Origin of the sequence: Streptosporangium sandarakinum, from assembly GCF_050942225.1 — a bacterium.
Classification (GTDB): Bacteria; Actinomycetota; Actinomycetes; order Streptosporangiales; family Streptosporangiaceae; genus Streptosporangium; species Streptosporangium nondiastaticum.
In genome coordinates this window covers 862656-888974 of record NZ_CP192034.1, presented here as the reverse complement: position 1 = coordinate 888974, position 26319 = coordinate 862656, and the positions used below count along the sequence as shown (strand labels likewise).

Below are 26319 nucleotides of genomic sequence, written 5' to 3'. Positions count from 1 at the left end.
GAGCATGTCATCAGGGGGTTACCCAGGACGTTCACCGGTCATTCGGGAAAGGTGGTGGCCCGCACCGCGCCAGTTGACGGGCCACCGCCCCGGATGCCTCGGCGGGCATTCCGCACCGCCCGCCGGAACGCTTTCGCGTTCGTAAAGGAGACGTCCGCCTCCCGGTTCGGGTTCACCCGCCGGGGGACATCCGCCTCCGGGTCCTGGCGCGGCGCGCCAGGAGACGCTCCCGGGTCCGACGACGCCGCGTCAGGCGACGCCCTCCCCCGGGTTCCGAATCGTCATGACGGGCTCTGGCTCATCACGATCGCGGTCGCGACGGCCGCCACGCCCTCGCCGCGCCCGGTGAGGCCCAGGCCGTCGGTCGTGGTGGCGCTGACGCTCACCGGTGCGCCCACGACCGCAGAGAGCGCCCTCTCCGCCTCGACCCGCCGCGGCGCGAGCTTGGGCCGGTTGCCGATCACCTGGACGGCCACGTTGCCGATCTCGAAGCCGGCCGCGCGCACCGTACGGGCGGCCTCGCCCAGCAGGGTGACGCCGGAAGCGCCCGCCCAGCGGGGGTCCGCGGTGCCGAACAGCCCGCCGAGGTCACCGAGACCCGCCGCGGAAAGCAGCGCGTCACAGGCGGCGTGGGCCGCCGCGTCACCGTCGGAGTGCCCGGCGAGACCGGTCTCTCCAGGCCAGTGGAGCCCCGCGAGGTGCAACTCGCGACCGGATGCGAACGGGTGGACGTCGACTCCGACGCCCACCCGAGGAAATATCGTGTTCAGGAGTTGAGAACCTCGTCCAGAAGTGCCTCGGCCTTGTCCTCGTTGGTCTTCTCCGCGAGCGCGAGCTCGCTGACCAGGATCTGCCGGGCCTTGGCCAGCATTCGCTTCTCTCCTGCGGAGAGCCCGCGCTCCTTGTCTCGTCGCCACAGGTCGCGAACGACCTCGGCCACCTTGTTGACGTCACCGGACGCCAGCTTCTCCAAGTTGGCCTTGTAGCGGCGGGACCAGTTCGTGGGCTCTTCGGTGTGAGGCATGCGAAGCACGTCGAAAACGCGCTCAAGGCCCTCTTGACCGACGACATCGCGAACGCCGACGAGTTCGGCGTTGTCTGCCGGCACCTGGACGGTAAGGTCGCCCTTGTCGACCTTGAGGACCAGGTAGGTCCTTTCCTCACCCTTGATGGTCCGGGTCGTGATTGCCTCGATCCGAGCAGCCCCGTGGTGGGGGTAGACGACAGTGTCGCCGACCTGGAAAGTCATGTGACAAGTACCCCTTCCGCTGTACTCAAGAGTACCACGTATCCACAGCCTCCCGGAACAGTGAAATCACCATAACTGCAGGTCAAAGCGGCATCTTATGGCTTGACAAATATTCTCTCCTGTGAATCGGCAGGCTGAAAAGCGGTCCCCACCTGCATTCGGCACTCCTCCGCGATCAGGTGGGCCGCCGGAAAACCCGGTATTGGACACGGATAGGGTTGGCCCTGTCCTGCATCCAGTGTGACAAGGAGACCCCGTACCGTGACCCGCAACAGCCGTCGCTGGGCGATCGCCGCCGCCGCGTTCCTCGCCGCCGCCCCCGTCCTGGCCGGCTGCGGTACCGGAGAGGACGCCAACACCAGCAAGCCCTACCACCCGACCGAGGCCGTCACCGTCAGGCAGAACGGCATCGACATCTCCCAGGCGTTCTTCCTCGGCCCCGAGCCCGGCTCGAAGATCCAGGCCGGTGGGGCGATCCCGCTGTACATGTCGCTGGTCAACAGCGCGCGGACCGCCGACCAGCTCGTCGGCGTCGGCATCGACCCGGCCGTGGGCACCGCGAAGATCCCCGCGCCCGTCGAGCTCAAGACGGGTCAGGGCGTGCGGATCGGCACGCCCACGCCCACCATCGTGGTGGAGGGCCTGAAGCAGCCCCTGAGCGGCGGGGAGAGCATCAAGATCCAGCTGCAGTTCGCCAACGCGGGCATCATCCCGGTGACGGTTCCCGTCATCACCCGTAGCCGCGAGTTCGCCACCCTGGCCCCGGCGCCGGGCGGGGACCAGTCGTCCACGCCGTCCGCCACGCCGTCGGCGAGCCCCTCGGAGGGCGCGACGGCGTCGCCGTCCCCCAGCCCCTCCACCACCGAGTGACCGGCGGCGGCCCGCGCGACTCCGCGCCGGCCGCGCCGCCGTGAACATGCGAAGGGGGCGTGCGGGACGACTTCCCGCACGCCCCCTTCGTCAGCCCTCCACAGGGTCGAACTTGTAGCCCAGCCCGCGGACCGTGAGGATGCAGCGCGGGTTGGAGGGATCCGCCTCGACCTTGGCTCGCAGCCGCTTGACGTGCACGTCCAGGGTCTTGGTGTCGCCCACGTAGTCGGCGCCCCAGACCCGGTCGATGAGCTGGCCCCGGGTGAGCACCCGGCCGGCGTTGCGCAGCAGCACCTCCAGCAGCTCGAACTCCTTCAGCGGGAGCTGCACCTGGTCACCCCGGACGGCGACGACGTGCCGGTCGACGTCCATCCGGACCGGGCCGGCGGTCAGCACCGCCGACTCCGTCTCCTCGGTGTCGCCCTGACGGCGCAGCACCGCGCGGATGCGGGCCACCAGCTCCCGGGAGGAGAACGGCTTGGTCACGTAGTCGTCGGCGCCCAGCTCCAGCCCGACGACCTTGTCGATCTCGCTGTCCTTGGCGGTGAGCATGATCACCGGGACGTTGGAACGCTGACGCAGCGAACGGCAGACCTCGGTCCCCGGCAGGCCGGGCAGCATCAGGTCCAGCAGCACCAGGTCTGCGCCGTTGCGGTCGTAGGCGTCCAGCGCCTCGGGGCCGGTGGCCGCGATCGCGACCTCGAAGCCCTCCTTGCGCAGCATGTAGGACAGGGCGTCGGAGAAGGACTCCTCGTCCTCGACGACAAGCACGCGGGTCACTGCGCGGCCTCCAGGGGGATCGGGGTGTTACGGGGTACGGCTACCGCCTGCCCGCCGAACGCGGGCAGGCGGAGGGTGAAGGTGGAGCCGGAGCCTTCCTTGCTCCACACCGTCACCGCGCCGTTGTGGGCGGCGGCGACGTGTTTGACGATGGCCAGGCCGAGGCCGGTGCCCCCGGTGGCGCGCGAGCGGGCGGCGTCGACGCGGAAGAACCGCTCGAAGATCCGCTCCTGGGCGCTCTCCGGGATGCCGATCCCCTGGTCGCTCACGCTGATCTCGATCGACTCGTGGTGCGGGCCCACGGCGCGCGCGCTGACCACGACCCGGGTCTGCTCGGGGCTGTAGGCGACCGCGTTGTCGATGAGGTTGCGCAGCGCGGTGACGAGGAGCTCGTCGTCGCCCCAGATCCGCAGGCCCTCGACGCCCCCGGTGACCAGGCTGATGTTCTTGGCCGCGGCGGTGGTGTTGCAGCGGTCGATGGCCTCGTGCACGGCGTCGTCGATCGGGACGGGCCCCGGGGTGGGGATGGGTTCGGCCCCCTGGATGCGGGAGAGCGTGATGAGGTCCTGAACGAGGTAGGTCAGGCGGGCGGCCTCGTGCTGCATCCGCCCGGCGAAGCGGGTGACCGCCTCGGGGTCGTCGGCGGCGTCCTGGATGGTCTCGGCCAGCAGCGACAACGCGCCCACCGGTGTCTTGAGCTCGTGGCTCACGTTGGCGACGAAGTCGCGGCGCACCGCCTCGACCCGGCGGTGCTCGGTCTGGTCCTCGGCGAGCACGAGCACCTGGCCGTAGGAGCCCAGCGGGGCGACCCGGACCGCGAAGCAGGTGGAGTCCTGGCCGAACTTGTGCCCGGCGACCTCGATCTCGTTCTCCCGGATCTCGCCGTCCCGGCGGACCCGCCTGGCCATCGCGAGGAGCTCGGCCACCACCAGGTGGTCACCCTTGACGAGGCCGAACGCCCGGGCGGCCGAACTGGCCCGGAGCACCCTGTCGTCCCTGTCGAGCACGACCGCCGAGGACGGCAGCACGGCCAGCACGGAGGCGACGCCCGGTGGCAGCGCACCGGGCGCGACGTCGTCCACCGGCGTCAGCACGACACGCCGTCCCTCGATGTTGTGCCGGACGACCATCACGGCCAGCGCTCCGACGACGAAGCCGGCCAGCGCGGCCAAGCTCGCCAGCAGCTCACTCATGCGGTCCTCCTGTAGGCTTCACGGTCCCGATGGTAGGCGGGCGTTTTCCCCTTCAGGCAGCTCAGAGCGGCACTACAACGGCCTTTCCCGCAATGTTCACTTTACGGTCGGGGTTCGTTCACCGTCGCCCGCGTACGTTGAGGGCCATGCGCGACCTCTATCACGAAGAACTCGACGCCCTCACCGACCGGCTGATCGAGATGACCCGCCTGGTGCGTTCCGGGATCTCCCGGGCCACCACCGCCCTGCTGGACTCCGATCTCCAGCTCGCGGAGAGCGTCATCTCCCAGGACGAGGAGGTCGATCGGCTCTTCGCGGAGATGGAGGCGTCGATCTTCGACCTGATGGCCCGGCAGCAGCCGGTGGCCGTCGACCTCCGCATGGTCATCGCCGCCCTGCGGATGGGCACCGACCTGGAGCGGATGGGCGACCTCGCCGAGCACGTGGCCAAGGTCGTACGGCTGCGCCACCCGGAGTCGGCGATCCCGCCGGAGCTGCGCGCCACCATCCTGGAGATGGGGCAGGTCGCCGAGCGCCTGGTCACCAAGACCGGCAGCTGCATCGCCTCGCGAGACGTGGAGTCCGCCATGGAGATGCACGGCGACGACGACGCCATGGACCGGCTGCACCGCCGGCTGTTCAAGATCCTGCTGGCCGACGACTGGAGGCACGGCGTCGAGCCGGCCATCGACGTGACGCTGATCGGCCGCTACTACGAGCGTTACGCCGACCACGCGGTCCGCATCGCCAACGACGTGGTCTACCTGGTGACCGGTTCCCGGCCGCAGGACGGCGTCCTGTAGCGGAACCGCGGGACCGCGGGACCGCGGGACCGCGGAGTCACCGGATCGGGAGCCGGTGGGCACCGTCACCGCGGAAACCGGGGGCGGAACCGCGGGATCGGGGGAGGGGGAAGGGCCCGTCGGTGCGGCGGGCCCTTCCCCTTTTCCCGTGGTTTCCGTGGTTTCGCTTTCGGCCGTGGCGGGCCTTTCCCGTGGCCTCGTTCCCGGCCGGTGGCGGGCCGCTCCGGTCGCGCCGGGGCGGCCCCTCGGGGCCTACCGGCCCTGGTTGGCCACGGCCTCGATGGCGGACGCGGCGGCCTCCGGGTCGAGGTACTCGCCGCCCTTGACCACCGGGTGGAAGTCGTCGTCCAGCTCGTAGCGGAGCGGGATGCCGGTGGGGATGTTGAGCCCGGCGATCTCGTCGTCGCCGATCTGATCGAGGTGCTTGACCAGCGCCCGCAGCGAGTTGCCGTGCGCGACGACCAGGACGGTACGGCCCGCCGCCAGGTCGGGGACGATCCGGTCGTACCAGTAGGGCAGCATCCGCTCGACGACGTCCTTGAGGCACTCGGTCCGCGGCATCAGCTCGCCCGGCAGCAGGGTGTAGCGCGGGTCACCGGCCTGCGAGAACTCGTCGTCGTCGGCGATCGGAGGCGGCGGGACGTCGTAGGAGCGGCGCCAGAGCATGAACTGCTCGTCACCGAACTCGGCCCGGGTCTGGGCCTTGTCCTTGCCCTGGAGCGCGCCGTAGTGACGCTCGTTGAGCCGCCAGGAGCGGTTGACCGGGAGCCAGAGCAGGTCCGCGGTGCCCAGCGCGAGGTTCGCGGTCTGGATCGCCCGGGTCAGCACCGAGGTGTGGAGCACGTCGGGCCGCACCCCGGCCTCCACCAGCAGCCGCCCGCCGCGCCGCGCCTCCTCCTCGCCCTTTTCCGACAGCCCGGCGTCCACCCACCCGGTGAACAGTCCCTTGGCGTTCCATTCGCTTTCGCCATGCCGCAACAGCACCAAAGTCGCCATGCGGACAAGCCTAGAGCGTGCCCGCGCCCCACTACGGAGCGGCCACTGCGTCGGGGTCCTCCGCCCGCCCGGTCTTCTCACAGCCGAGGTCCGCCGGCCGCCGGATCTCCCCTGCCGCCGGAACCCGCCGCCCGCCGGGCCTCCTCACCGTCGAGGTCCGCCGGTCGTCGGCCCTTCCTCGTCCCCGGGACCCGCCAGCCGCTGGATCTCGTCGTAGGAGGGGACCTCGGCGACCGGGTGGCCGCCCGCGGCGACGGCCCGCGCCGTACCCGTGATCGCACCCAGCGCCGCACGGAACAGCAGCGAGCCGAAGCTGATCCGCCGCACCCCCAGCTCCGCCAGCCGGGACGGCGGCACCCCCGGCTGGACGAGCACGTTCAGCGGTACCCCGGCCGCCGTGGCGAGCGTCTCCAGGTCCCGTCCGGCGGTCGCGCCCGGGACGAACACCCCGTCGGCTCCGGCGTCGGCGTAGATCCGCACCCGCCGTACGGCCTCGGCGAGGGCGCCGGGCATGCCCAGCCAGAACGGGTCGGTGCGGGCGTTGACGAACAGGTGCGGCGCGCTGTCCTTGATCGCCCTGATCAGCTCCGCCTGCTCGGCGGGATCGGCCAGCCGGTCACCGCGGCCGTCCTCGATGTTGACGCCCGCGATCCCCATGGCGGCCAGGCTCCCGGCCAGTTCGGCGACCTGGGCGGGCGAGCCGCCGAAACCGTCCTCGATGTCCACCGTGACCGGGACGTCCAGGTGCGCGATCCGGCGGGCCAGCGCCAGCGTCTCGGCGCGTGTCGCGCCCGCGGCGTCCGGCTTGCCCACCGCGGCGGCCACCCCCAGGCTGGTGGTCCCCACGGCCGCGAACCCGGCCGCCGCCAGCACCGCGGCCGAGGCGTGGTCCCAGGCGTTGGGCAGCAGCAGCGGCTCCGGGCCGTGGTGCAGCGCCCTGAAACGCTCGAACACCGTCGCCGCCGCGCCACCCGCCGTCTTCGCCGCTTCCATCCCCGTCACCCTCGTATCCCTCGTCCCCATCGCCGCCTCCGTACCCATCGCCTTCGTCACTTCCATCCCTCCGGTCATCGCCTTACCGTCTCGATCGTCATCGCCGTACCGCCTCGACCACACCGGCCGCCAGCGCCAGCGCGATCCGCTCGGCGGGGCAGGGTCGCGGTCCCGCCCCGAAGGTCAGGTGCCGTGGGGAACGACCGGGCCGGAAGCGGTCCGGGTCGTCGAACACGTGCGGATCCCGGTTGGCCGCGGCCACGTCCAGCAGCACCGTCGTCCCGGCCGGGACTCCCCCGGCGGCCTGCCGTACGGCGACGCGGCGCAGCGCCCGCACCGGCGGGTCGTGGCGCAGCGTCTCGGCCAGCAGGTCCTCCACCGGGCAGGGGCCGGTGTCCGCCGCCAGCGCGTTCCGGACGAGATCGGCGGTCGCCGCGCACGCCTGGGCGAGCAGCCCGGCCAGTACGGCGAGCCGCTCCGGCTCCGGGTCACCGAGCAGCCGCGACAGCTCGGCCAGGCCCGCGTCGGCCGCGGCGTCGTCCGGGGCGGCCTGGACAGGCGAGATGGCCTGGGCAGGCGGAGCGGCCTGGACGGGCGGGGTCGCGGGGGCAGGTAGGCCGGGGCGAGGGCCGCGACCGCCTGCGCGGCCCGCGCGCCGTCCTCGGCCCGCACACCCAGCGCGACGGCCAGCACCTCGACCGGCACCAGTTCCGGGCTGGGATGCCCCGCCGCCCGCCGGAACGCCTCGGCGCGCAGCGCCCGCTCGTCCAGTCCGGCGAGCACGCCCACCGACGCGGCCCGGCGGGCGGCGTGCACCGGGCCGTCGGCGAAACGGCCGACCGCGCCGCGCAGCCAGGCCACGGTCAGCGAGAAGGGCGGCCGCGGCACGGCGGGCACGGTCAGGGCGGGGTCGGCCAGGAGCGCCCGCACCTCGTCGTAACGGCTCACGACCACCGGCTGGGCCGGCCGGGCCGCGCTGTTCGGCTGGGAGATCATGACCCACACGCTAGGCGCGGAACCCTTCGGCGCCGGCCGAAACGTCTGACGGGCCGCGGCCGGGCCCGGCGAACCGGGCTCAGTGGCCGGGCTCAGTGGCCGGGCTCGGCGAACCGGGCGAACGCCCTGAGGTTGGCCAGCGACTCGCCGCGCTTGGCGCGCCACTCCCACTCGCGCCGGATCGAGGAGGCGAAGCCCAGCTCCAGTGCCCGGTCGAAACCCTCGTCCGAGTAGGTCAGCACGCAGCCCAGCAGCCGGTCGATCTCCTCCTCGGAGACCGCGGCGAGCGGCACCCGGCCGACGAGGTAGACGTCGCCGACGGGGTCGAGGGCGAAGTGCACGCCGTACATGGAGCCGTTCTTGGTCAGCAGCCAGCGGTAGAACTCGACGTGGTTCTCGTCGGGCTGGCGGCAGAAGAACGCCTCGACGTGCAGCGCCTGGTCGCCGACGATCAACCATGTCATGGTGGCGAGCTTGTGCTGGCCGGGGAGTTTGACCAGGAATGCCCCCGGCCGGGGCTCCTCGTAGGAGACCTCAGCGCCTTTCAGCGCCGCCTCGATCACTTCACGCATGCGTCCACCCTACGAGCCGCCCGCGAGGAGGGGCGCGGCTCGGAGAGCGGGCGGGCGGGACGGGGACGGCGGAAGCCGCGCCCGCCCGTCCGACCTACGGGCGGCGGGACGGCGCGGAAGACGGCGGGACGCGGGGTCAGCAGGAGACGGCGATCGGGACGCGGTGAAGGTGCGCCATCGCCCCGGCGTAGACCTCCGAGAGGCGGGCGGCGGTGGCCGACCACCCGAAGGCCGCCGCGTGGTTCACCGCGCCCGCCGACAGCGCGTCGCGCCAGGCGGGCCGGTCCACGAACCGGGTGAGCACCCGCCCCCAGTCGTGCGGGTCGTGACCCTCGACGAGCACGCCGGAGACGCCGTCGCGCACGGCGGTGCGCAGGCCGCCCACGGAGGCCGCGGCGACCGGGGTGCCGCAGGCCTGCGACTCCAGGGCGACCAGGCCGAACGACTCGTTGTGCGAGGGGACGGCGGTGACGTCGGCCGCGCGGTACCAGTCGGCCAGCTCCGGCTGGGGCGCCGGCGGGACGATCCTGACGACGTCCTCGATGCCCAGGGAGGCGGCCAGGTCGGACAGGTACGAGGGCCGGCTCAGGCCGTTGCCGCTGAGGCCGCCGACGCAGGCGACGATGAGCGTCCGCCGGAGCGAGGGACGCTGGGCGATCATCCGAGCCGCGGCGCGCAGCAGCACGTCGGGGGCCTTGAGCGGCTGCACCCGGCCCACGAACAGCAGCACGTGGGCGTCGCGCGGCAGGCCGAGCCGATGACGGGCCGCCCTGCGGGACCCGGGCCGGAAGACGCCGAGGTTCACCCCGGGGCTGACGACGGCGACGCGGCCGGGGGTGGCGCCGTACAGGTCGACGAGCTCGCGGGCCTCGGTCGGGGTGTTGGCCACCAGGCGGTCGGCGATCTGGACGACCTGCTCCTCGCCCAGCACCCGCCCCGCGGGCTCGGGCTTGTCGTCCTCGGCCAGCAGGAGGTTCTTCACCTTGGCCATGGTGTGCATGGTGTGCACCAGCGGCACGCCCCAGCGCTCCTTGGCCAGCCAGCCCACCTGGCCCGACAGCCAGTAGTGGGAGTGGATCAGGTCGTAGCGTCCCGGGTCGTACATCGCCTCGGTGCGCAGCACGCCCGACAGGAAGGCGCAGAGCTGGCCGGGCAGGTCACCCTTGTCGAGCTCCTCGTACGGTCCCGCGGTGATGTGGCGGACGGAGACGCCCGGGACGATCTCGGCGATCGGAGGCAGGTCACGGGCCGTCTGCCTGGTGAAGATCTCGACCTCGATCCCGAGATCGGCCAGGCGTTTGGCCACCTCCACGATGTAGACGTTCATGCCGCCCGCGTCCCCGGTCCCCGGCTGGTCCAGGGGGGACGTGTGCATGCTGATCGTCGCGACCCGGCTGACCCGCCGTCGCCTCACGGACACCACCTCCGAAAACGCTTTAACCACTCAATACTTCGCAACATTCCCAGCATCCGGACTCCCCGGGGGTACCGGTGAGCCGCCCTGGCAGGATGGGACGCCATGAGGAAGACAGCGGTCGTCACGGGTGCAAGCAGCGGGATCGGCGCGGCCACGGCGCGCCGGCTGGCTGCCGAGGGGTTCGACGTGGTGGCGGGCGCGCGGCGCCGCGACCGGCTCGACGCCCTGGCCGCCGAGGTGCCGGGGATCCGCCCGGTGACCCTGGACGTGACCTCCCAGGAGTCGGTGGACGAGTTCGCCGCCTCGCTCGACCGCTGCGACGTCCTGGTGAACAACGCGGGCGGCGCGATCGGCCTCGAACCGGTGGCCGGCGCCGACGTGGCCGACTGGCAGCGGATGTACGACGTCAACGTGCTCGGCTCGCTCCGGATGACCAGGGCCCTGCTGCCCCGCCTGATCGAGTCGGGCGACGGCGTGCTGCTGATGCTCACCTCGGTGGCCGGGCTGGTCTCCTACGAGGGCGGCGGCGGTTACGTCGCGGCCAAGCACGCCCAGAGCTCGATGACCGAGGTGCTGCGGCTGGAGCTGTGCGGTGAGCCGGTCCGGATCGTCGAGGTGGCCCCGGGGATGGTGCACACCGAGGAGTTCTCGCTGAACCGCTTCCGGGGCGACTCCGCCGCCGCCGGCCACGTCTACCAGGGCGTCCCCGATCCCCTGTCGGCCGACGACGTCGCCGACGCCATCGCCTGGTGCGTCACCCGCCCCGCCCACGTGAACATCGACCGGCTGGTCATCCGGCCCCGCGCCCAGGCCGCCCAGCACAAGGTCCACCGCGTCTGACGATGGCGAAACCGGTCGGGGAGATCACCAGGGGGACCACGGGCCACAACCGGCTGCGGCGGGTGGACCGCTGGATCACCGTCGCCTGCGGGCGGCTCCTGCGGTCGGCGGACCGCCCGCTGGTGGTCGACCTGGGCTATGGGGCCTCGCACGTCACGACCCTGGAGCTGTTCGAACGGCTGCGCGCGGTCTGCCCGTCGGTCGAGGTCGTCGGGGTGGAGATCGACCCGGCCCGGGTGGCGGCGGCCAGGCCGTACGAGCGGCCGGGGCTGTCCTTCAGGCTCGGCGGCTTCGAGCTGCCGGTGGGCAGGCCGCCGCTGCTGGTGCGGGCCTTCAACGTGCTGCGGCAGTACGGCGAGGCCGAGGCGTGGGAGCACTGGGCGCTGCTGCGGAGCCGGATCGCGCCGGGCGGGATGATCGTCGAGGGCACCTGCTCGGAGGTGGGGCACCGGGCGACCTGGGTGGGGCTCGACGAGCACGGACCGCGGACGCTGACCCTCGCGGCCCGGTTCGACGCCTTCGACCGTCCCTCCGACCTCGCCGAGCGGCTGCCCAAGACGCTGATCCACCGCAACGTCCCCGGTGAGCCCGTCCACGCCTTCCTGCGCGACTTCGACCGGGCCTGGGCGGTCAACGCCGCCCTCGGCGCCCACGGCGCGCGGCAGCGCTGGATCGCCGCCGCCCGGATGCTTGCCGCGGCCTGGCCGGTGGCCGTGCGCCCGCCGCTCGGCGGCGAGGGCCGCTGGCGGCTCGGCGAGCTGACCCTCGACTGGGCGGCGGTCGCCCCCCGGAACCCGGGCCGGCCCCCGGAACCCACGGCCGACGTCCGTGACCGGTGACCGGTGACCGGTGACCGGTGACCGGAATCCGCGACCGGCCGCCGGGAAGCCTCGACCGGCCGCCCCCGGGGTCCCGGCCCGCCCTTTCGCGTCCGGAGATCCGGGGCGTCCTCCCCGGAGCCCCGGGCCGATCACCTCGGAGCCGGAAACCCTGACGGGAAGGCCACTTCCGCATGACTCGACAACCCGTAGTACTACCCCTCGTGGTGCGGGAGCTAGGCTTGTTCCCGTGAAGGGTCTGGGCGAGTTGGAACGCAGCATCATGGACATCATCTGGGCGCAGTCATCCCCGGTGACGGCGCGCGAGGTCGGGCGTCTGATCGCCGACCGGGACCTCGCGCCGACCACCGTGATGACCGTGCTCGACCGGCTGACCCGCAAGGGCTTCCTCGTGCGCACCCGTTCCGGGCGAGCCTGGCGCTACGAGCCGGCCGAGAGCCGCGACGCGTACGTCGCGGAGCTTATGCTTGAGGCGTTGGACATGACCGGAGACCGGTCCGCCGCGCTCACCAGGTTCGCCCAGGCCGTTTCCGGCAGCGAGGCGGAGATCCTGCTCAGAGCCCTTTCGGAGCTGGAGGACGAGTGATAGCCGCTGCAGCCCTGGCGATACTCGCCGTGGTCTGCGCGATCGGAGCCTGGCGGTTCACCCACGCACGGTGGACCTACCGCGCTCCCCATGTGGCCATCGTCCTGTGGCAGGCACTCGGGGTGACCTGGGGCCTCGCGGGGACGGGGGCCCTGCTGGCCTATGCCCTGGAGCCCTACCGGCAGGGTGTGCTGCACGGTCTCCTCTCCTTCGTCCACTCGGCCTTCGACGGCGGCTACGACGCCCCCGGCCCCTACGACGTGCCGAGGATCCTCGCCCTCATCACGGGACTGACCGCGCTGTCGGTGCTGGTCGTCGTGCTGCTCACCGCGGCCTCCCAGACGCTCCGTGCCCGGCGCCGTCACCGCGTCCTGCTGGCGCTGGTCTCCCATGACGACCCCGACGTCCCGGGCGTGCGGGTCCTCGACCACCCCGGCGCCACCGCCTACTGCGTGCCCGGCCTGCGTTCCCAGGTCGTCGTCAGCGCCGGCACCCTGAAGCTGCTGTCCCCCGACGAGCTGACCGCGGTGCTCGCCCACGAGAGCGCGCACGTCCGTGAGCGCCACGACCTGGTGCTGCTGCCGTTCGCCGCCCTGCACCGGGCGCTGCCCTGGTCGCGGCTGGTCAGGCTGATACAGAGCGAGGTCGGCCTGCTGGTGGAGATGGCCGCCGACGACGCCGCCCGCCGCTACTGCTCACCCCGCCGCCTGGCCACCGCCCTGCTGCGCTTCGGTACGGCGGGCAGCGTCCCCGCCCCGCAGGGCACGCTCGGCGCGACGGGGACCTGCGACACGGTGATGGCCCGGGTGCAGCGCCTGGTCAACCCGGTGCCGGACCTGCCCCGGCGGATCCGCTACGCCATCGTCGCCTTCTCGGTCACGCTGACCTCCTCGGCCCCGCTGCTCTGGCTGATCCCGCACTGACCACGCCGGCCGTACGGCCGTGGCGCCACGCCGGCCGGGCATGCCCGCGCACGGCTCAGAACGCCGCGCCGACCGCTCCGTTCCGCCACACCGCGCCGGCCCGTGTTTGCTGGTGTTAGCCACCGCGTTTGCATTTGCAAGCAGAGTGGTGCACACTGGACACATGGCACTACCGAAGGTCGGTTCGATCGGCGAGTACATCCGGGAGCAGCGGACGCAGGCGAAGATCTCTCTGCGCCAGCTGGCGGCCTCGGCGGGGGTCTCCAACCCCTACCTCAGCCAGATCGAGCGCGGCCTGCGCAAGCCCAGCGCGGAGATCCTCAACCAGATCGCCAAGGGCCTGCAGATCTCCTCCCAGGCACTTTACGTTCAGGCCGGCCTCATCGAGGATCGCGAGCCCGACAGTGACGTGCTGACCGCCATAAGGGCCGATCGCAACATCACCGAGCGGCAACGCCAGGTGCTGATCGACATCTACGAGTCGTTTCGCAAGGAGAACCGGTCGGAGACACCGGCCGAGGGCGCGTGGACCACGGATGACGCGCACCCGGCGGCCGAGTCTCCGGGGGGCGGCACGGACTCCTCGCCCGACGACACGCCCTCGCCCGAGGACCGCGTGACCACGCCGGAGGACGGCGGGTCCCCGAAGGCGGCGGCGAAGCCCAAGACGTCAAACCGGAAAACCAGGAGGACTGATCAATGACGTTCACCACCGAGGTCAAGAAGCTGGCCGACTCCAAGCCGTTCTACGCCGTGGCGGGCGCGGGCGACTACGCGGTCGAGAAGCTCCGCGAGATCCCCGACCAGCTGCAGCGGCTCCAGGACCGTCGCGAGGAGATCCGCGAGGTCGCCAAGGAACTGCCCGAGCGGGCCAGGACGTTCGCCGACAAGGCCGAGGTCTACGCCAAGGACTTCCCGGAGAAGGCCCGCGTCTACGCCGACCAGTTCACCAGCATGGCGGCCGGCCTCTACGAGGAGTTCGCCACCCGTGGCCGCAAGGTCGTCTCCCGGGCGAGCGGCGAGGCCGCGCTGGAGCTGGAGGAGGTCTCCGAGACCGCCGAACCGGCGATCGCCGCGTCGGCCACCAACGCCTCGCCCCGGAAGACCACCCGCACCACCAAGCCGAACAACGCCGCGCGCGCCTGACGCCGGCACCGCGCCCGCCCCGCGCCCCCGTCCGCTTCCGCGGCGGGGCCGCGGGGCGGGCGCTTTCACATCCCGCACGCCCCGGAAGCCGGCCCGCGCACCGCGTGCGTTCTCCGGGGCGCCGGCCCGCACGCGCCCACGGGCGGCTCCGGTTCGCGTGCCGCACGCACGTTCCGGCGGCATTAGTCTGAGAGACACCAGCGAGGCGAACGTTTAGGAGAGGCGATGCTCCAGATCCACGGCGTGTTGGACCTGATCTTCTGGGTGCTTTCCATCGCCGCGTTCGCCATGTCGGCCTGGGCCCTCTTCCACGCCGTACGGACGTCGGCGCGGGCGTTCGCGGTCGCCGGCAAGCAGAGCAAGAAGTTCTGGCTGATCGTGCTGGGACTGGCGGCGCTCTTCTCGTTCGCCTCCGCGGTGGGCTACTTCGGGGTCGGCCTCGGCCAGCTCAACATCTTCGCCATCGCCGCGGTGATCGCGGCCGGCATCTATCTCGCCGACGTGAAGCCGGCCGTCGGCGAGGTCGGCCGGGGCGGCAACTCGGGCCCCTACGGCCCCTGGTGATCGCCGCCCCTCCGTTCGGCCCACCCGGACCCGCGCCCCGTCCACCCGGACCCGCGACCCGCCTGCTCGGCGGCCCTGCCGCCGGGACGCACGGCCCGGCCACCCGGGCACACGGTCCGTCGCCCCGGACGCCATAACCCCATTGCCCCGCGAACGGCGGACCAGGTAGACATTCCGGATGATGTTCGCCGACAAACCCATCCTGCCCGGGGACCGCGTGACGCTCCGCCCCGTCGGCCCCGAGCACGTCGAAGGGCTGTGGGAGCTGGTCAACGACCCGGAGACCGGCCGGCTGACCGGCTCGCACGCCAAGCCCGACCATGAGGCGATCAAGCGCTGGTACGCCTCACGCGGCGAGCACGACAACCGGCTGGATCTGGCGATCTGCGCCGACGACCAGGACGGCGCCTACGTCGGGGAGATCGTTCTCAACGACCTCGACACCGACAACCTCTCCTGCAACCTGCGCATCGCCCTGATCGGCCCCCGGGTGTTCGGCAGGGGGTACGGCGGCGAGGCGATCCGGCTGGTGCTCCGCCACGCCTTCACCACCACGCAGCTCCACCGAATTCACCTTGAGGTCTTCACCTTCAACGAGCGGGCCCTGCACGTCTACCGGAAGGCCGGCTTCGTCCAGGAGGGCGTGCATCGTGACGCCCTGCGGTGGAACGGGGAATGGCACGACTCGATCACCATGGCGATACTGGCCCCTGACTGGAAAGTCAGAGAGATTTGACATACATGTAGTGATTTTTTGGAAACATCTTTTGACACTTCCGAAACAATGCTACGTTCACTGGGAGCGCTCCCACCTGTGCGGAATGTTGGTGTGGAGGAAGTTATGTCGGATCTACCCACACTTGCCCAGGTCGCGGCGGAAGCGGGGGTCTCCCCCGCCACGGCGTCCCGGGTACTCACCGGTTCGGTGCGGGTCAGCACGTCGACCCGCAGGCAGGTGCACGACGCGATCTCACGTCTCGGTTACGTCCGGCACCGCGCCCCCAGGGGCGGCGCCGGACGCCGGTCCGACCACATGGTGGCCGCGGTGCTCTGCGAGCCCGTACACCGTCTGTTCACCGAGCCGTTCTACGCCAGGCTGATCACCGCGGCGGAGGAGGTGCTCACCCGCCACGGCGTTCCCCTGGCGATGATGACGGCCACCGCGGCGACCTCGACCGTCGCCACGCCGCCGCTGGTCTCCGGCGGCGTCGACGGCGTCCTTCTCATCGGCGCCAGGGAGCGGCACCCGCTCGCGGTCACCCTGGCCGCCTCCGGAGTCCCGATACGGTGCCTGGGCAAGCCGCCGGAGGGCATCGAGCTTCCACACGTCGACATGGACAACCGCGACGGCGGACGGCAGGCCGCCGAGCACCTGCTGCTCGGCGGGCGGAGGTCCATCGCCGTCATCTCGGGCCCGCCAGGGCTGCCGGCGGCGAGGGACCGGCTCGACGGCTTCCTGCAGACGCTCGCCCTGGCCGGGATGACCGGGGTGCCGGTGGCCTACGGCGACTTCAGCCACAACTCGGGCGTGCACGGCATGCAGTGGCTGCTGCGCCGGATGCCGAACGTGGACGCGGTGTTCGCGGCCTCCGACGTCATGGCCGCCGCGGCCGTCCAGACCCTCCGGCGGGCGGGACGCAGGGTGCCGGACGACGTGGCCGTGATCGGCTTCGACGACGCCCCCGTCGCCCGGCGGACCTCTCCCCCGCTGACCACCGTGCGCCAGCCCGTGGAGGAGTTCGCCGCCCTGGCCGCCCGCCTGCTGCTGCTGGCCATGTCGTCGCCGGCCACGGCCGGCGGCGCGGGCAACAACCCGGTCCTGCCCACCGAGCTGGTGGTCCGTGAGTCCGCCTGAGCCCGGTGGACTTCAGGCGGGAGACGTCCTCGCCCGCCGTTACGACCTGGTGGAGCCGATCGCGGCGGGCGGCATGAGCGTCATCTGGCGTGCCTTCGACCGCTCCCTGCAACGGCAGGTCGCGGTCAAGGTGCTGGACGGCGATCTCGGCTCCGACCGGGGAGACCGGGAGCTGATCCGCCGGGAGGCCCGCGCCACCGCGCGCCTCATCCACCCGGACGCGATCGAGGTGTACGACTACGGCGAGACGGTCACCACCCGGGGCCGTCTCGCCGCGTACGTGGTCATGCGCCTGCTGGAGGGCCGGCCGCTGGCCGACCGGATCGCCGAGGGGCCGCTGCCGTGGCGGGAGGCGGCGGCCATCGCCGCCCGGCTGGCCGCCGTGCTGGCCACCGCCCACGCCCGCGGCATCGCCCACCGGGACGTGACCGCCGAGAACGTGCTGCTGACCGCGGACGGAGCCAAGCTGCTCGACTTCGGCATCGCCGCGTTCATCGGCGAGGGCGACGACGACCACGCCTCCGACTACGGCACCCCTCCCTACGTCGCGCCGGAGCGGCTGACCGGCACGACGGCCGACCCGGCCGGCGACGTGTACGCGCTCGGCGTGCTGCTGTTCGAGATGCTCACCGGCGGCCCGCCGTACCCGGAGCGGACCTGGGAGGAGATCGAGAACGCGAGACGGGAGGGACCGCCGCCGGAGGTCCGGGCGCCGGGCCTGCCGTCCGGGATCGCCGCGCTCTGCCGGAGCTGCCTGTCGGCCGACCCGGCGGAGCGGCCGAAGGCCCGCGAGGTGGCCGACCGGCTCTCCCGGCCGCCGTCCAGGACCCGTACGGCGGCGCGGACCGTGATCGTGCGCTGGACGCTGGTGGCGGCGGCGGTGGTGCTGGCCGCGGGAGCCCTGACGTGGTACCAGGTGTTCGGCCCGGGAGGCCAGCGGGCCGGGCCGGGCACGGCGCTCGGGCCCGCCACCCGGCCCGTCCCGTCCGCGACCCCCCGTCTCGGCGCCTCTCCCACCCCGGGCCGGGCCCGCTCCCCGGACCCCTCCTCCCCCATCTCTCCAGACCGGTCCGCGGGCTCCCCTGACCAGCCCGCGGACCTTTCCACGCCGCCCGCGGACCCCCCTGACCGGTCCGCGGGCACCCCTGAGCGGTCCGCGGCCACCCCGGACGGATCCGCCGGTTCCGCCGAGCGGTCCCCGGGGACGGGCGAGCCGCCACGCGCGGATCGGACGGCCCGCGCGTGGCGGTCGCCTCCGGACCGCGGGGCGCCGGAGACGGCCCCGGTGGCGGAGGTCCCACCGGTGCCGGACCTGGAGGGAAGCGTGCGGGGCTTCAACGCGCTGCTCGCCGAGGGGCAGAGCCGGGGCGGGATACGCCCGGACGTGGCGCTGGACCTGCGACAGGTGCTGGACGGCGTCGTCTGCTGCTCCGGTGACCTCGCCGTGGTCCGGGAGAAGATCGACACCCGGCACCGGGAGGGCGCCCTGTCGGACGGGTTCCGCGACGCGCTGAGGGACCAGCTCCGGTACGTGGCGCTGGCGCTGACCGGCTGACCGGGCCGTACCGGCGGGAGCCTCTCGCGGCGCGGCCGACCCGCCGGTGACCGCCCGGGGCGCGGCTCCGGCCCGTGACGCCCGGCGCCGGCCGCGCCCCGCCGCGTCCGCGGGGCGCGGCCGGTGAAACTTTCACGGAACCCGGGGGCGGGCCGGAGCCGTACGGTGCCGGGACGGCGCAGGTCACGCGGCCCGCGGGGGAGACGGGACGGTCGACGGGCGGTTGACGGGCGTCCGCCGGGCGGCCAAGCATGACGACGCGACCGGCCGCACCCTCCCTCGCGGGGATCCCCCCGCGGGCAGATCCGTCCTCGACTCCTCGAAGGGCACCCGATGAGAGTCCTGCGTGTTCGCAGGTGGATGGCGGCGCTGGCGGCGCTCGCCGTCACCTCGGCGCTGGCGGTCGTGTTCGTCTCCTCCCCCGCGGGCGCGGCGGGCGGCACCGGAACCGGCTACCTGCACACCTCCGGCAACAAGATCGTCGACAGCGCGGGGGCGACCGTCCGGCTGACCGGCATCAACTGGTTCGGCATGGAGACCGACAACAGGACCTTCCACGGTCTGTGGTCGAGCAACCCGTGGCGGAGCCAGATCGACAAGATGGCCTCGCTCGGCTACAACACTCTGCGCGTGCCGTTCTCCAACGACGCGCTCAAGCCCGGCGCGACGGCCACCAGCGTCAACGACTACGTCAACCCCGACCTGGCCGGGAACACCCCGCTGCAGATCCTCGACAAGGTCATCGCCTACGCGGGCGGCAAGGGCATGCGGATCATCCTCGACCGGCACCGCCCGACCTCCGCCGGGCAGTCGGCCCTGTGGTACGTCTCCGCGACGCCGGAGAGCACGTGGATCGACGACTGGAAGACGCTCGCCCGGCGCTACGCGGGCAACACCACGGTGATCGGCGCCGACCTGCACAACGAGCCGCACGCCGAGGGCACCAACCCGGCGGCCACCGGGTCCTGCTGGGGCTGCGGCGACCCGGCGCGCGACTGGCGGCTGGCGGCCGAGCGGGCGGGCAACGCGGTCCTGTCGGTCAACCCCGACTGGCTGATCTTCGTCGAGGGCGTGAGCTGCCCGAGCGGCGGCCTGTCCAACGTCTGGGACAACGACCCGAGCAACGACGAGGACTGCGGCTGGTGGGGCGGCAACCTGTCCAAGGCCGGGCAGTTCCCGGTACGGCTCAGCGTGCCGAACCGCCTGGTCTACTCGCCGCACGAGTACGCCACGTCCGTCTACCGCCAGGCGTGGTTCGACGACCCGTCCTACCCGGCGAACATGCCCGCGATCTGGGACCGGTACTGGGGCTACCTCCACCGGCAGAACATCGCCCCGATCATGATCGGCGAGTTCGGCAGCACCATGCAGTCCCCGATCGACAAGGTCTGGCTCCAGGAGCTGCTGAAGTACACCGGCACCGGGGTGAACGGCATGTCGTTCACGTACTGGTCGTGGAACCCCAACTCCGGTGACACCGGGGGCATTCTCAAGGACGACTGGACCACGGTCGACCAGGTCAAGCAGGACATCATCCAGCCCTACCTGATCCCGCCGTCCGGCGGGAACGGCGGGACCCCGGGGCCCTCCCCGTCCGGCACCCCCACCGCCACCCCGACGGTCTCTCCCACGGCCGGCCCGGCCTCGTGCACCTCGTCGTACAAGCTCGTCAACTCCTGGCAGGGCGGCTTCCAGGGCGAGCTGACCATCAAGAACTCCGGCGGTTCGGCGCTGAACGGCTGGAAGGCCACCTGGACGATGCCCTCGGGCGTCACGCTCGCCAGCGCGTGGAACGCCGTCGTCACGACCAGCGGCACGACCTGGACGGCGCAGGGCCCCGACTGGGCGCGGAACCTGGGCGCCGGGCAGTCGGTCGCGGTCGGCTTCACCGCCAACGGCACGGCGGGCGAGCCGTCCGGCGTCACCTGCTCCGGATCCTGACCCCCTCCGGGGAGCCCCGGCGGCCGGTCCCTTCCCGGTGACCCGGCCTCCCGGGGCCCCCGGTACCCCCGCAGGCACGTGAAAGTTTCAGATGACGGGAAATTCCCCGCCGGGATCTCAGCAGCCTGGCGGCCCGCGGCGTGAAACGCGGGTGTAACCCGGAATCCATCCCATTGACATCCGGACACCCAGCCTCAAAAAATCCCTTTTGGGAGCGCTCCCACCCCCCTTTCCCCCGGCTCCAACCGGCACGTGACCGCAACCAGCGGTTTTGTGCCGACCCACCCCCTGGAGGACCTTCCCGATGCCTCAATCCCCGCAAAGAACGGGAGCGCTCCCACGCTTCCGGAGACGGATCGCCGGGCTGGCGCTGCTCAGCGTGGCGGCCGGGATGACCACCGCACTGGCCGCCGCGCCCGCGCAGGCGGCCGTCGCCTGTGAGGTGACCTACACCACCAACGACTGGCAGGGCGGATTCACCGCCAATATAACGATCAAAAACCTCGGTGACCCGCTGAACGGCTGGACTTTCGGGTTCGCCTTCCCGGACGCCGCGCAGAAGGTCCAGCAGGGCTGGAGCGCCACCTGGTCGCAGAGCGGCCAGAACGTCACCGCGAGGAACCTCGACTGGAACGGCAGCCTCGCCACCGGCGCCTCGACCAACATCGGCTTCAACGGAAGCTGGTCCGGGTCCAACCCCAAGCCGAGCAGCTTCTCGATCAACGGCGCCACCTGCGGCGGGTCCGGCCCCGTCAACAAGGCGCCCACCGCGAAGATCACCAAGCCGGTCGCGGGAGCCACCTTCACCGCGCCCGCCACGGTGGACATCACCGCCGACGCGGCCGACTCCGACGGCACGGTCTCCAAGGTCGAGTTCTACAACGGCACCACCCTGCTGGGCACCGACACGACCGCGCCGTACGCCTACAGCTGGACCGGCGTGGCGGCCGGCGACTACTCGATCACCGCCAGGGCGACCGACGACAAGGGCGCCTCCACCACCTCCGACCCGGTCGGGATCAGCGTGCGGGCCGACAGCGCCCCCGCGGTCGTCCTGAGCCCGGCCACCCTCGCCGTCCCCGAGGGCGGCAGCGCGGACCTGTCGGTCAGGCTCTCCAAGGCCCCTGCCTCGAACGTCACCGTGACGACCACCAGGACCAGCGGTGACACCGACCTGACGGTCGCCTCCGGCGGAACGCTGACCTTCACCCCGGCCAACTGGAACACCGCCCAGACGGTGCGGATCGCCGCGGCCGAGGACGCCGACAAGACCTCCGGCACCGCCGAGTTCACCGCGACCGCCGCCGGCCACACCTCGGCCAAGGCGACCGTCACCGAGGTGGACAACGACACCACCGGTGGCGACAACGAGTACGTCCAGCGCTTCACCACGATGTACAACAAGCTCAAGGACCCCGCCAACGGCTACTTCTCTCCGGAGGGCGTGCCGTACCACTCGGTGGAGACCCTGATGGTCGAGGCGCCCGACCAGGGGCACGAGACCACCTCCGAGGCCTACAGCTACTACCTGTGGCTGGAGGCCGCCTACGGCAGGGTGACCGGCGACTGGACCAAGTTCAACGCCGCCTGGGCCTCGATGGAGAAGTACATCATCCCCTCCACCGCGGACCAGCCGACCAACTCCTTCTACAACCCGTCCAAGCCCGCCACCTACGCCGGCGAGTGGGACGACATCAAGCAGTACCCGTCCAAGCTGGACGGCGGCGTGAGCGTCGGCGTCGACCCGCTCGCGAACGAGCTGAAGAGCGCCTACGGCACCAGCGACGTCTACGGCATGCACTGGCTGCTGGACGTGGACAACACCTACGGCTTCGGCCGCTGCGGTGACGGCACCACCAGGCCCGCCTACATCAACACCTACCAGCGCGGCCCGGAGGAGTCGGTCTTCGAGACCATCCCGCAGCCGTCCTGCGACACCTTCAAGCACGGCGGCAAGAACGGCTTCCTCGACCTGTTCACCGGGGACAGCAGCTACGCCAAGCAGTGGAAGTACACCAACGCCCCCGACGCCGACGCCCGCGCCGTCCAGGTCGCCTACTGGGCCCACACCTGGGCCAAGGAGCAGGGCAAGGAGTCGCAGGTCACCGCCTCGGTCACCAAGGCCGCGAAGATGGGCGACTACCTGCGCTACGCGATGTACGACAAGTACTTCAAGAAGCAGGGCTGCACCAGCACCTCGTGCCCGGCCGGCACCGGCAAGGACAGCTCGGCCTACCTGCTGAGCTGGTACTACGCCTGGGGCGGCGCGCTCGACAGCTCCGCCGGCTGGGCCTGGCGGATCGGCTCCAGCCACAACCACTCCGGCTACCAGAACCCGATGGCGGCCTGGGCCCTGTCCAGCGTGGACGCGCTCAAGCCCAAGGGCACGACCGCCGTCCAGGACTGGACCACCAGCCTGAAGCGGCAGCTGGAGTTCTACCGCTGGCTGCAGTCGACCGAGGGCGCGATCGCCGGTGGCGCCACCAACAGCTGGCAGGGCCACTACGCCAGCCCGCCGTCGACCCTGCCGACCTTCTACGGCATGGCCTACGACTGGCAGCCGGTCTACCACGACCCGCCGTCCAACCAGTGGTTCGGCTTCCAGGCGTGGTCCATGGAGCGCGTCGCGGAGCTCTACTACGCGACCGGCAACGCCGACGCCAAGCTCGTCCTGGACAAGTGGGTCAAGTGGGCGACCGACAACACCACGGTCAACGCCGACGGCACCTTCCAGATCCCCTCGACCCTGGTGTGGACCGGCCAGCCGGAGACCTGGGACCCGAACAACCCGCGTCCCAACACCGGGCTGCACGTCAGCATCCGCGACTACACCACCGACGTCGGTGTGGCCGGCTCCTACGCCAAGGTGCTGATGTACTACGCGGCCAAGGCCGGTGACGCCAAGGCCCAGAGCATCGCCAAGGGGCTGCTCGACGGCATGTGGAAGAACAACCAGGACGCCAAGGGCGTCTCCACCCCGGAGACCAAGGCCGACTACAACCGCCTCGACGACCCGATCTACGTCCCGGCCGGCTGGACCGGCAAGATGCCGAACGGCGACGTGATCGACTCGAACTCCACCTTCCTGTCGATCCGGTCCTTCTACAAGAACGACCCGGACTGGCCGAAGGTGGACGCCTACCTGAAGGGCACCGGTCCCGCGCCGACCTTCAACTACCACCGGTTCTGGGCCCAGGTCGACGTGGCCGTCGCCCTGGCGGAGTACGGCCGGCTCTTCGGCTGACCCGCATCCGGCCCCGGCGGGGCAGGGCCGGCCCGGACGGCCCGCCCCCGCCCTGACGGAGCGGGGCCGGCTCCCCGGCCGGCCCGCCCCCGCGAGACCTCGGGGCGTGACGGTACCCCTGACCTGCCGTCACGCCCCGAGCACCATCGACCGCCCCGCCGCTCCCCTCCCTCACCGGCCCGCCGTATCCCCGGCGCCGATCCGCGGAACCCGTCTCGTCCACAGCACCGTCTCGTCTCCCGAGAGGCATCCCCCGATGAGGAAACACCTGGTGGCACTCGGCCTGGCGGCCGTGGTCGCCGCCCCGCTGCCCGCCGTGGCCCAGGCCGCGCCGGCGAGCGCCGCCCCGGCGTTCGCCTACGGCGATGCCCTGCAGAAGTCCATCTGGTTCTACGAGGCCCAGCAGTCCGGCAGGCTGCCGAGCTGGAACCGCGTCGGCTGGCGCGGCGACTCGGCGCTCAACGACGGCAAGGACGCCGGGCTCGACCTGACCGGCGGCTGGTACGACGCCGGCGACCACGTCAAGTTCGGCCTGCCCATGGCGGCCAGCGCGACGATGCTGGCCTGGGGGGCGGTGGAGTACCGCGACGCCTACGACTCCGCCGGGCAGCTCACCCACCTGCTGAACAACCTGAAGTTCGTCAACGACTACTTCATCAAGGCCCACCCGTCACCGAACGTGCTCTACGGGCAGGTCGGCAACGGCGGAAAGGACCACGCCTGGTGGGGTCCGGCCGAGGCGATGCAGATGGAGCGGCCCGCCTACAAGATCGACGCCTCCTGCGGCGGGTCGGACCTCGCCGGGGAGACCGCGGCCGCGATGGCCGCCTCCTCGATGGTCTTCCGCCCGACGAACCCGTCCTACGCCGACACGCTGCTGACGCACGCCAAGCAGCTCTACACCTTCGCCGACACCGTTCGGAAGAAGTACAGCGACTGCATCTCCGACGCCCAGGGCTACTACAACTCCTGGAGCGGCTACAACGACGAGCTGGTCTGGGGCGCCATCTGGCTGTACCGGGCCACCAAGGACGCCTCCTACCTCGCCAAGGCCGAGTCCTACTACGACAACCTCGGCACCGAGCCGCAGTCCACGACCAGGTCCTACAAGTGGACGATCGCCTGGGACGACAAGTCCTACGGCGCCTACGTGCTGCTGAACAAGTTGACCGGCAAGCAGCGCTACCTCGACGACGCCAACCGCTGGCTCGACTACTGGACGGTCGGCGTCAACGGCCAGCGGGTGAAGTACTCGCCGGGCGGCCAGGCCGTACTCGACCGGTGGGGGTCGCTGCGCTACGCCGCCAACACCGCGTTCGCGGCGCTGGTCCACGCCGACACGATCACCGATTCGACCCGCAAGGCGCGCTACCACGACTTCGCCAAGCGCCAGATCGACTACGCGCTCGGCGACAACCCGCGCCACTCCTCCTACGTGATCGGGTTCGGCGACAACCCGCCGAAGAACCCGCACCACCGCACCGCGCACGGTTCGTGGACCGACCAGATGACCAATCCGGCCGAGACCCGCCACACCCTGTACGGCGCGCTCGTCGGCGGCCCGCCCGACCCCGACGACGCCTACACCGACAAGCGCGACGACTACGTGATGAACGAGGTCGCCACCGACTACAACGCCGGCTTCACCGGCGCGCTCGCCCGCCTGTACTCCGAGTACGGCGGAGCCCCGGCGGCCGGCTTCCCCAAGGCCGAGACGCCCGCCGGCCCGGAGATCTTCGTGGAGGCCGGGGTGAACGCCTCCGGCACGACGTTCACCGAGATCAAGGCCATCGTCCGGAACCAGTCCGCCTGGCCGGCCCGCGTCCTGGACAACGGTTCGTTCCGCTACTACTTCACCCTCGACGGCGACACCACCGCGAGCCAGGTCACCGTCTCGTCGGCCTACAACCAGTGCAAGGCGCCCACCGGGCCGACCCTGCTGTCGGGGAAGACCTACTACGTCACCGTGGACTGCTCGGGCACCTCGATCGCCCCGGCGGGCCAGTCGCAGCACCGGCGTGAGGTGCAGTTCCGCATCGCCAGCACCGGCACGTGGGACCCGTCCAACGACTGGTCGTACAAGGACATCCCGACCACCCCGGGCGCGACCCCGGTCCGCACGCCGAACATGACCCTGTACGCGGGGACGGCCAAGATCTGGGGCAACCCGCCCGGTGACGAGCCGCCGCCGGTCGAGGACGAGGTCGCGCCGACCGCGCCGGGCAAGCCCGCCGTGTCGGCCGTCACCTCCTCCGGGGCGACGCTGACCTGGGCCGCCGCGACCGACAACGTCGGCGTGACGGGCTACGACGTCTACTCCGGCACCACGAGACTCGGCTCGGCCACCACCGCCTCCCTCACCCTGACCGGCCTCACCCCCAGCACCGCCTACACCGTCCACGTCATCGCCCGCGACGCCGCCGGAAACACCTCCCCGGCCTCCGCGAGCACGTCGTTCACCACGACGGCGCCCCCGGTCGGCGGCTGCACCGCCGCCTACAAGGTCACCAGCTCCTGGGGCGGCGGCTTCCAGGCGGACGTGACGGTCAAGAACGAGGGCGCCTCGGCCATCAGCGGCTGGACCGTGAGCTGGAAGTTCGCGAACGGCCAGACCGTCACCCAGCTCTGGAACGGCTCCCACACCCAGAGCGGGGCGGACGTGACCGTCAGGAACATCTCCTGGAACGGCAACCTGGCGCCCGGCGCCACGGCCGCCTTCGGGTTCACCGGAACCCAGAACGGCACCAACGCCGTCCCCGCGGTGACCTGCGCCGCGAATTGACCCCGTACACGGGAGCCACCGGCCGCGGTGGGCCGGTCCCGGAACGCCGCGCCCCGGTGCCCCCGCCGCGGGCGCGGCCCCAGGCCCGGCCGGACGTGACGGACCCCTCCGTCCGGCCGGGCCTCTCTCTCCCAGCCCCTACGACACCCCCCGCCCTCGTACGACCTCCGGGCCA

General features: G+C 71.9%; 25 protein-coding genes. 16 read left to right on the top strand and 9 right to left on the bottom strand.

The genetic code is table 11. The features are described from left to right. Positions 1–281: 281 nt before the first annotated feature. Complete coding sequence (gene ispF, locus ACQP10_RS04330) at positions 282–749, bottom strand: 2-C-methyl-D-erythritol 2,4-cyclodiphosphate synthase (protein WP_346017657.1); 468 nt, start codon at positions 747–749, stop codon at positions 282–284. A gap of 17 nt (positions 750–766) precedes the next feature. After that, on the bottom strand, positions 767–1249 hold the full coding sequence (locus ACQP10_RS04325) for a CarD family transcriptional regulator (RefSeq protein WP_012887713.1): 483 nt from the start codon (positions 1247–1249) through the stop codon (positions 767–769). A 261-nt stretch (positions 1250–1510) separates the two neighbouring features. Here ACQP10_RS04325 and ACQP10_RS04320 point away from each other — a divergent pair, with 261 nt between their 5' ends. Beyond that, positions 1511–2119: a copper chaperone PCu(A)C gene (locus tag ACQP10_RS04320; protein ID WP_346017658.1), complete on the top strand. Its 609-nt coding sequence runs from the start codon at positions 1511–1513 to the stop codon at positions 2117–2119. A 90-nt stretch (positions 2120–2209) separates the two neighbouring features. On the opposite strand, the gene ACQP10_RS04315 is transcribed toward ACQP10_RS04320, so the two are convergent. Beyond that, positions 2210–2899, bottom strand: a complete 690-nt coding sequence (locus tag ACQP10_RS04315) for a response regulator (protein WP_399499047.1) — start codon at positions 2897–2899, stop codon at positions 2210–2212. Beyond that, entirely contained in the window at positions 2896–4092 is a 1197-nt protein-coding gene (locus tag ACQP10_RS04310) for a sensor histidine kinase (RefSeq protein WP_179819802.1), read from the bottom strand. Before ACQP10_RS04310 ends, ACQP10_RS04315 begins: the two co-directional genes overlap by 4 nt. Positions 4093–4238: 146 nt before the next feature. On the opposite strand from ACQP10_RS04310, the gene phoU reads away from it, so the two are divergent. Beyond that, positions 4239–4895: a phosphate signaling complex protein PhoU gene (gene phoU / locus ACQP10_RS04305; RefSeq protein WP_346017659.1), complete on the top strand. Its 657-nt coding sequence runs from the start codon at positions 4239–4241 to the stop codon at positions 4893–4895. Between the two features lie 252 nt (positions 4896–5147). Here the strand turns inward: phoU and ACQP10_RS04300 are convergent, their stop codons facing one another. The 3 genes from ACQP10_RS04300 to ACQP10_RS04290 all read right to left on the bottom strand — a co-directional run bounded on the left by ACQP10_RS04300 (position 5148) and on the right by ACQP10_RS04290 (position 7221). Continuing rightward, positions 5148–5891: a phosphoglyceromutase gene (locus tag ACQP10_RS04300; protein ID WP_179819807.1), complete on the bottom strand. Its 744-nt coding sequence runs from the start codon at positions 5889–5891 to the stop codon at positions 5148–5150. A 144-nt stretch (positions 5892–6035) separates the two neighbouring features. Next, a complete protein-coding gene (locus tag ACQP10_RS04295; protein ID WP_346017660.1) occupies positions 6036–6884 on the bottom strand; it encodes an isocitrate lyase/PEP mutase family protein in 849 nt (282 codons plus the stop codon). 97 nt (positions 6885–6981) lie between these two features. Next, positions 6982–7221: a cytochrome P450 gene (locus ACQP10_RS04290; RefSeq protein WP_433541875.1), complete on the bottom strand. Its 240-nt coding sequence runs from the start codon at positions 7219–7221 to the stop codon at positions 6982–6984. 9 nt (positions 7222–7230) lie between these two features. Between ACQP10_RS04290 and ACQP10_RS04285 the strand changes: the two genes are divergently transcribed. After that, positions 7231–7500 (top strand): hypothetical protein, encoded by a 270-nt coding sequence (locus tag ACQP10_RS04285; protein ID WP_433540932.1) that lies wholly within the window; start codon positions 7231–7233, stop codon positions 7498–7500. Between the two features lie 472 nt (positions 7501–7972). Here the strand turns inward: ACQP10_RS04285 and ACQP10_RS04280 are convergent, their stop codons facing one another. Together ACQP10_RS04280 and mshA are read right to left on the bottom strand one after the other, a co-directional pair. Continuing rightward, on the bottom strand, positions 7973–8452 hold the full coding sequence (locus ACQP10_RS04280; protein ID WP_179819812.1) for a YbjN domain-containing protein: 480 nt from the start codon (positions 8450–8452) through the stop codon (positions 7973–7975). 136 nt (positions 8453–8588) lie between these two features. Further along, positions 8589–9827, bottom strand: a complete 1239-nt coding sequence (gene mshA / locus ACQP10_RS04275) for a D-inositol-3-phosphate glycosyltransferase (RefSeq protein ID WP_218912126.1) — start codon at positions 9825–9827, stop codon at positions 8589–8591. 144 nt (positions 9828–9971) lie between these two features. Here mshA and ACQP10_RS04270 point away from each other — a divergent pair, with 144 nt between their 5' ends. The 13 genes from ACQP10_RS04270 (at position 9972) to ACQP10_RS04210 (ending at position 26144) form a co-directional block, all read left to right on the top strand. Then, a complete protein-coding gene (locus ACQP10_RS04270; protein ID WP_346017663.1) occupies positions 9972–10709 on the top strand; it encodes an SDR family oxidoreductase in 738 nt (245 codons plus the stop codon). A 2-nt stretch (positions 10710–10711) separates the two neighbouring features. Then, positions 10712–11548: a class I SAM-dependent methyltransferase gene (locus ACQP10_RS04265; protein ID WP_399499045.1), complete on the top strand. Its 837-nt coding sequence runs from the start codon at positions 10712–10714 to the stop codon at positions 11546–11548. Positions 11549–11777: 229 nt separating this feature from the next. Continuing rightward, positions 11778–12134 carry a BlaI/MecI/CopY family transcriptional regulator gene (locus ACQP10_RS04260; protein ID WP_179819823.1) on the top strand — a complete coding sequence of 119 codons (357 nt, stop codon included), beginning with the start codon at positions 11778–11780 and terminating at the stop codon, positions 12132–12134. Then, positions 12131–13057 carry a M56 family metallopeptidase gene (locus ACQP10_RS04255; RefSeq protein WP_179819825.1) on the top strand — a complete coding sequence of 309 codons (927 nt, stop codon included), beginning with the start codon at positions 12131–12133 and terminating at the stop codon, positions 13055–13057. Before ACQP10_RS04260 ends, ACQP10_RS04255 begins: the two co-directional genes overlap by 4 nt. 163 nt (positions 13058–13220) lie before the next feature. Next, complete coding sequence (locus ACQP10_RS04250) at positions 13221–13760, top strand: helix-turn-helix domain-containing protein (RefSeq protein WP_346017665.1); 540 nt, start codon at positions 13221–13223, stop codon at positions 13758–13760. Then, positions 13757–14203, top strand: a complete 447-nt coding sequence (locus ACQP10_RS04245; RefSeq protein ID WP_346017666.1) for a hypothetical protein — start codon at positions 13757–13759, stop codon at positions 14201–14203. The genes ACQP10_RS04250 and ACQP10_RS04245 overlap by 4 nt, the downstream gene beginning before the upstream one ends. Positions 14204–14428: 225 nt before the next feature. Continuing rightward, entirely contained in the window at positions 14429–14767 is a 339-nt protein-coding gene (locus ACQP10_RS04240) for a DUF2516 family protein (RefSeq protein WP_179819832.1), read from the top strand. 178 nt (positions 14768–14945) lie between these two features. Next, entirely contained in the window at positions 14946–15503 is a 558-nt protein-coding gene (locus tag ACQP10_RS04235) for a GNAT family N-acetyltransferase (RefSeq protein ID WP_433540931.1), read from the top strand. Positions 15504–15608: 105 nt separating this feature from the next. Then, positions 15609–16622: a LacI family DNA-binding transcriptional regulator gene (locus ACQP10_RS04230; protein ID WP_189247843.1), complete on the top strand. Its 1014-nt coding sequence runs from the start codon at positions 15609–15611 to the stop codon at positions 16620–16622. After that, positions 16609–18177: a protein kinase domain-containing protein gene (locus tag ACQP10_RS04225; protein WP_433540930.1), complete on the top strand. Its 1569-nt coding sequence runs from the start codon at positions 16609–16611 to the stop codon at positions 18175–18177. The genes ACQP10_RS04230 and ACQP10_RS04225 overlap by 14 nt, the downstream gene beginning before the upstream one ends. A 333-nt stretch (positions 18178–18510) precedes the next feature. Beyond that, positions 18511–20118, top strand: a complete 1608-nt coding sequence (locus tag ACQP10_RS04220) for a cellulase family glycosylhydrolase (RefSeq protein WP_399499041.1) — start codon at positions 18511–18513, stop codon at positions 20116–20118. 304 nt (positions 20119–20422) lie between these two features. Beyond that, positions 20423–23362: a glycoside hydrolase family 48 protein gene (locus ACQP10_RS04215; RefSeq protein WP_433540929.1), complete on the top strand. Its 2940-nt coding sequence runs from the start codon at positions 20423–20425 to the stop codon at positions 23360–23362. Between the two features lie 256 nt (positions 23363–23618). Further along, positions 23619–26144 (top strand): glycoside hydrolase family 9 protein, encoded by a 2526-nt coding sequence (locus tag ACQP10_RS04210; RefSeq protein ID WP_433540928.1) that lies wholly within the window; start codon positions 23619–23621, stop codon positions 26142–26144. The last annotated feature ends 175 nt before the right edge of the window (positions 26145–26319 follow it).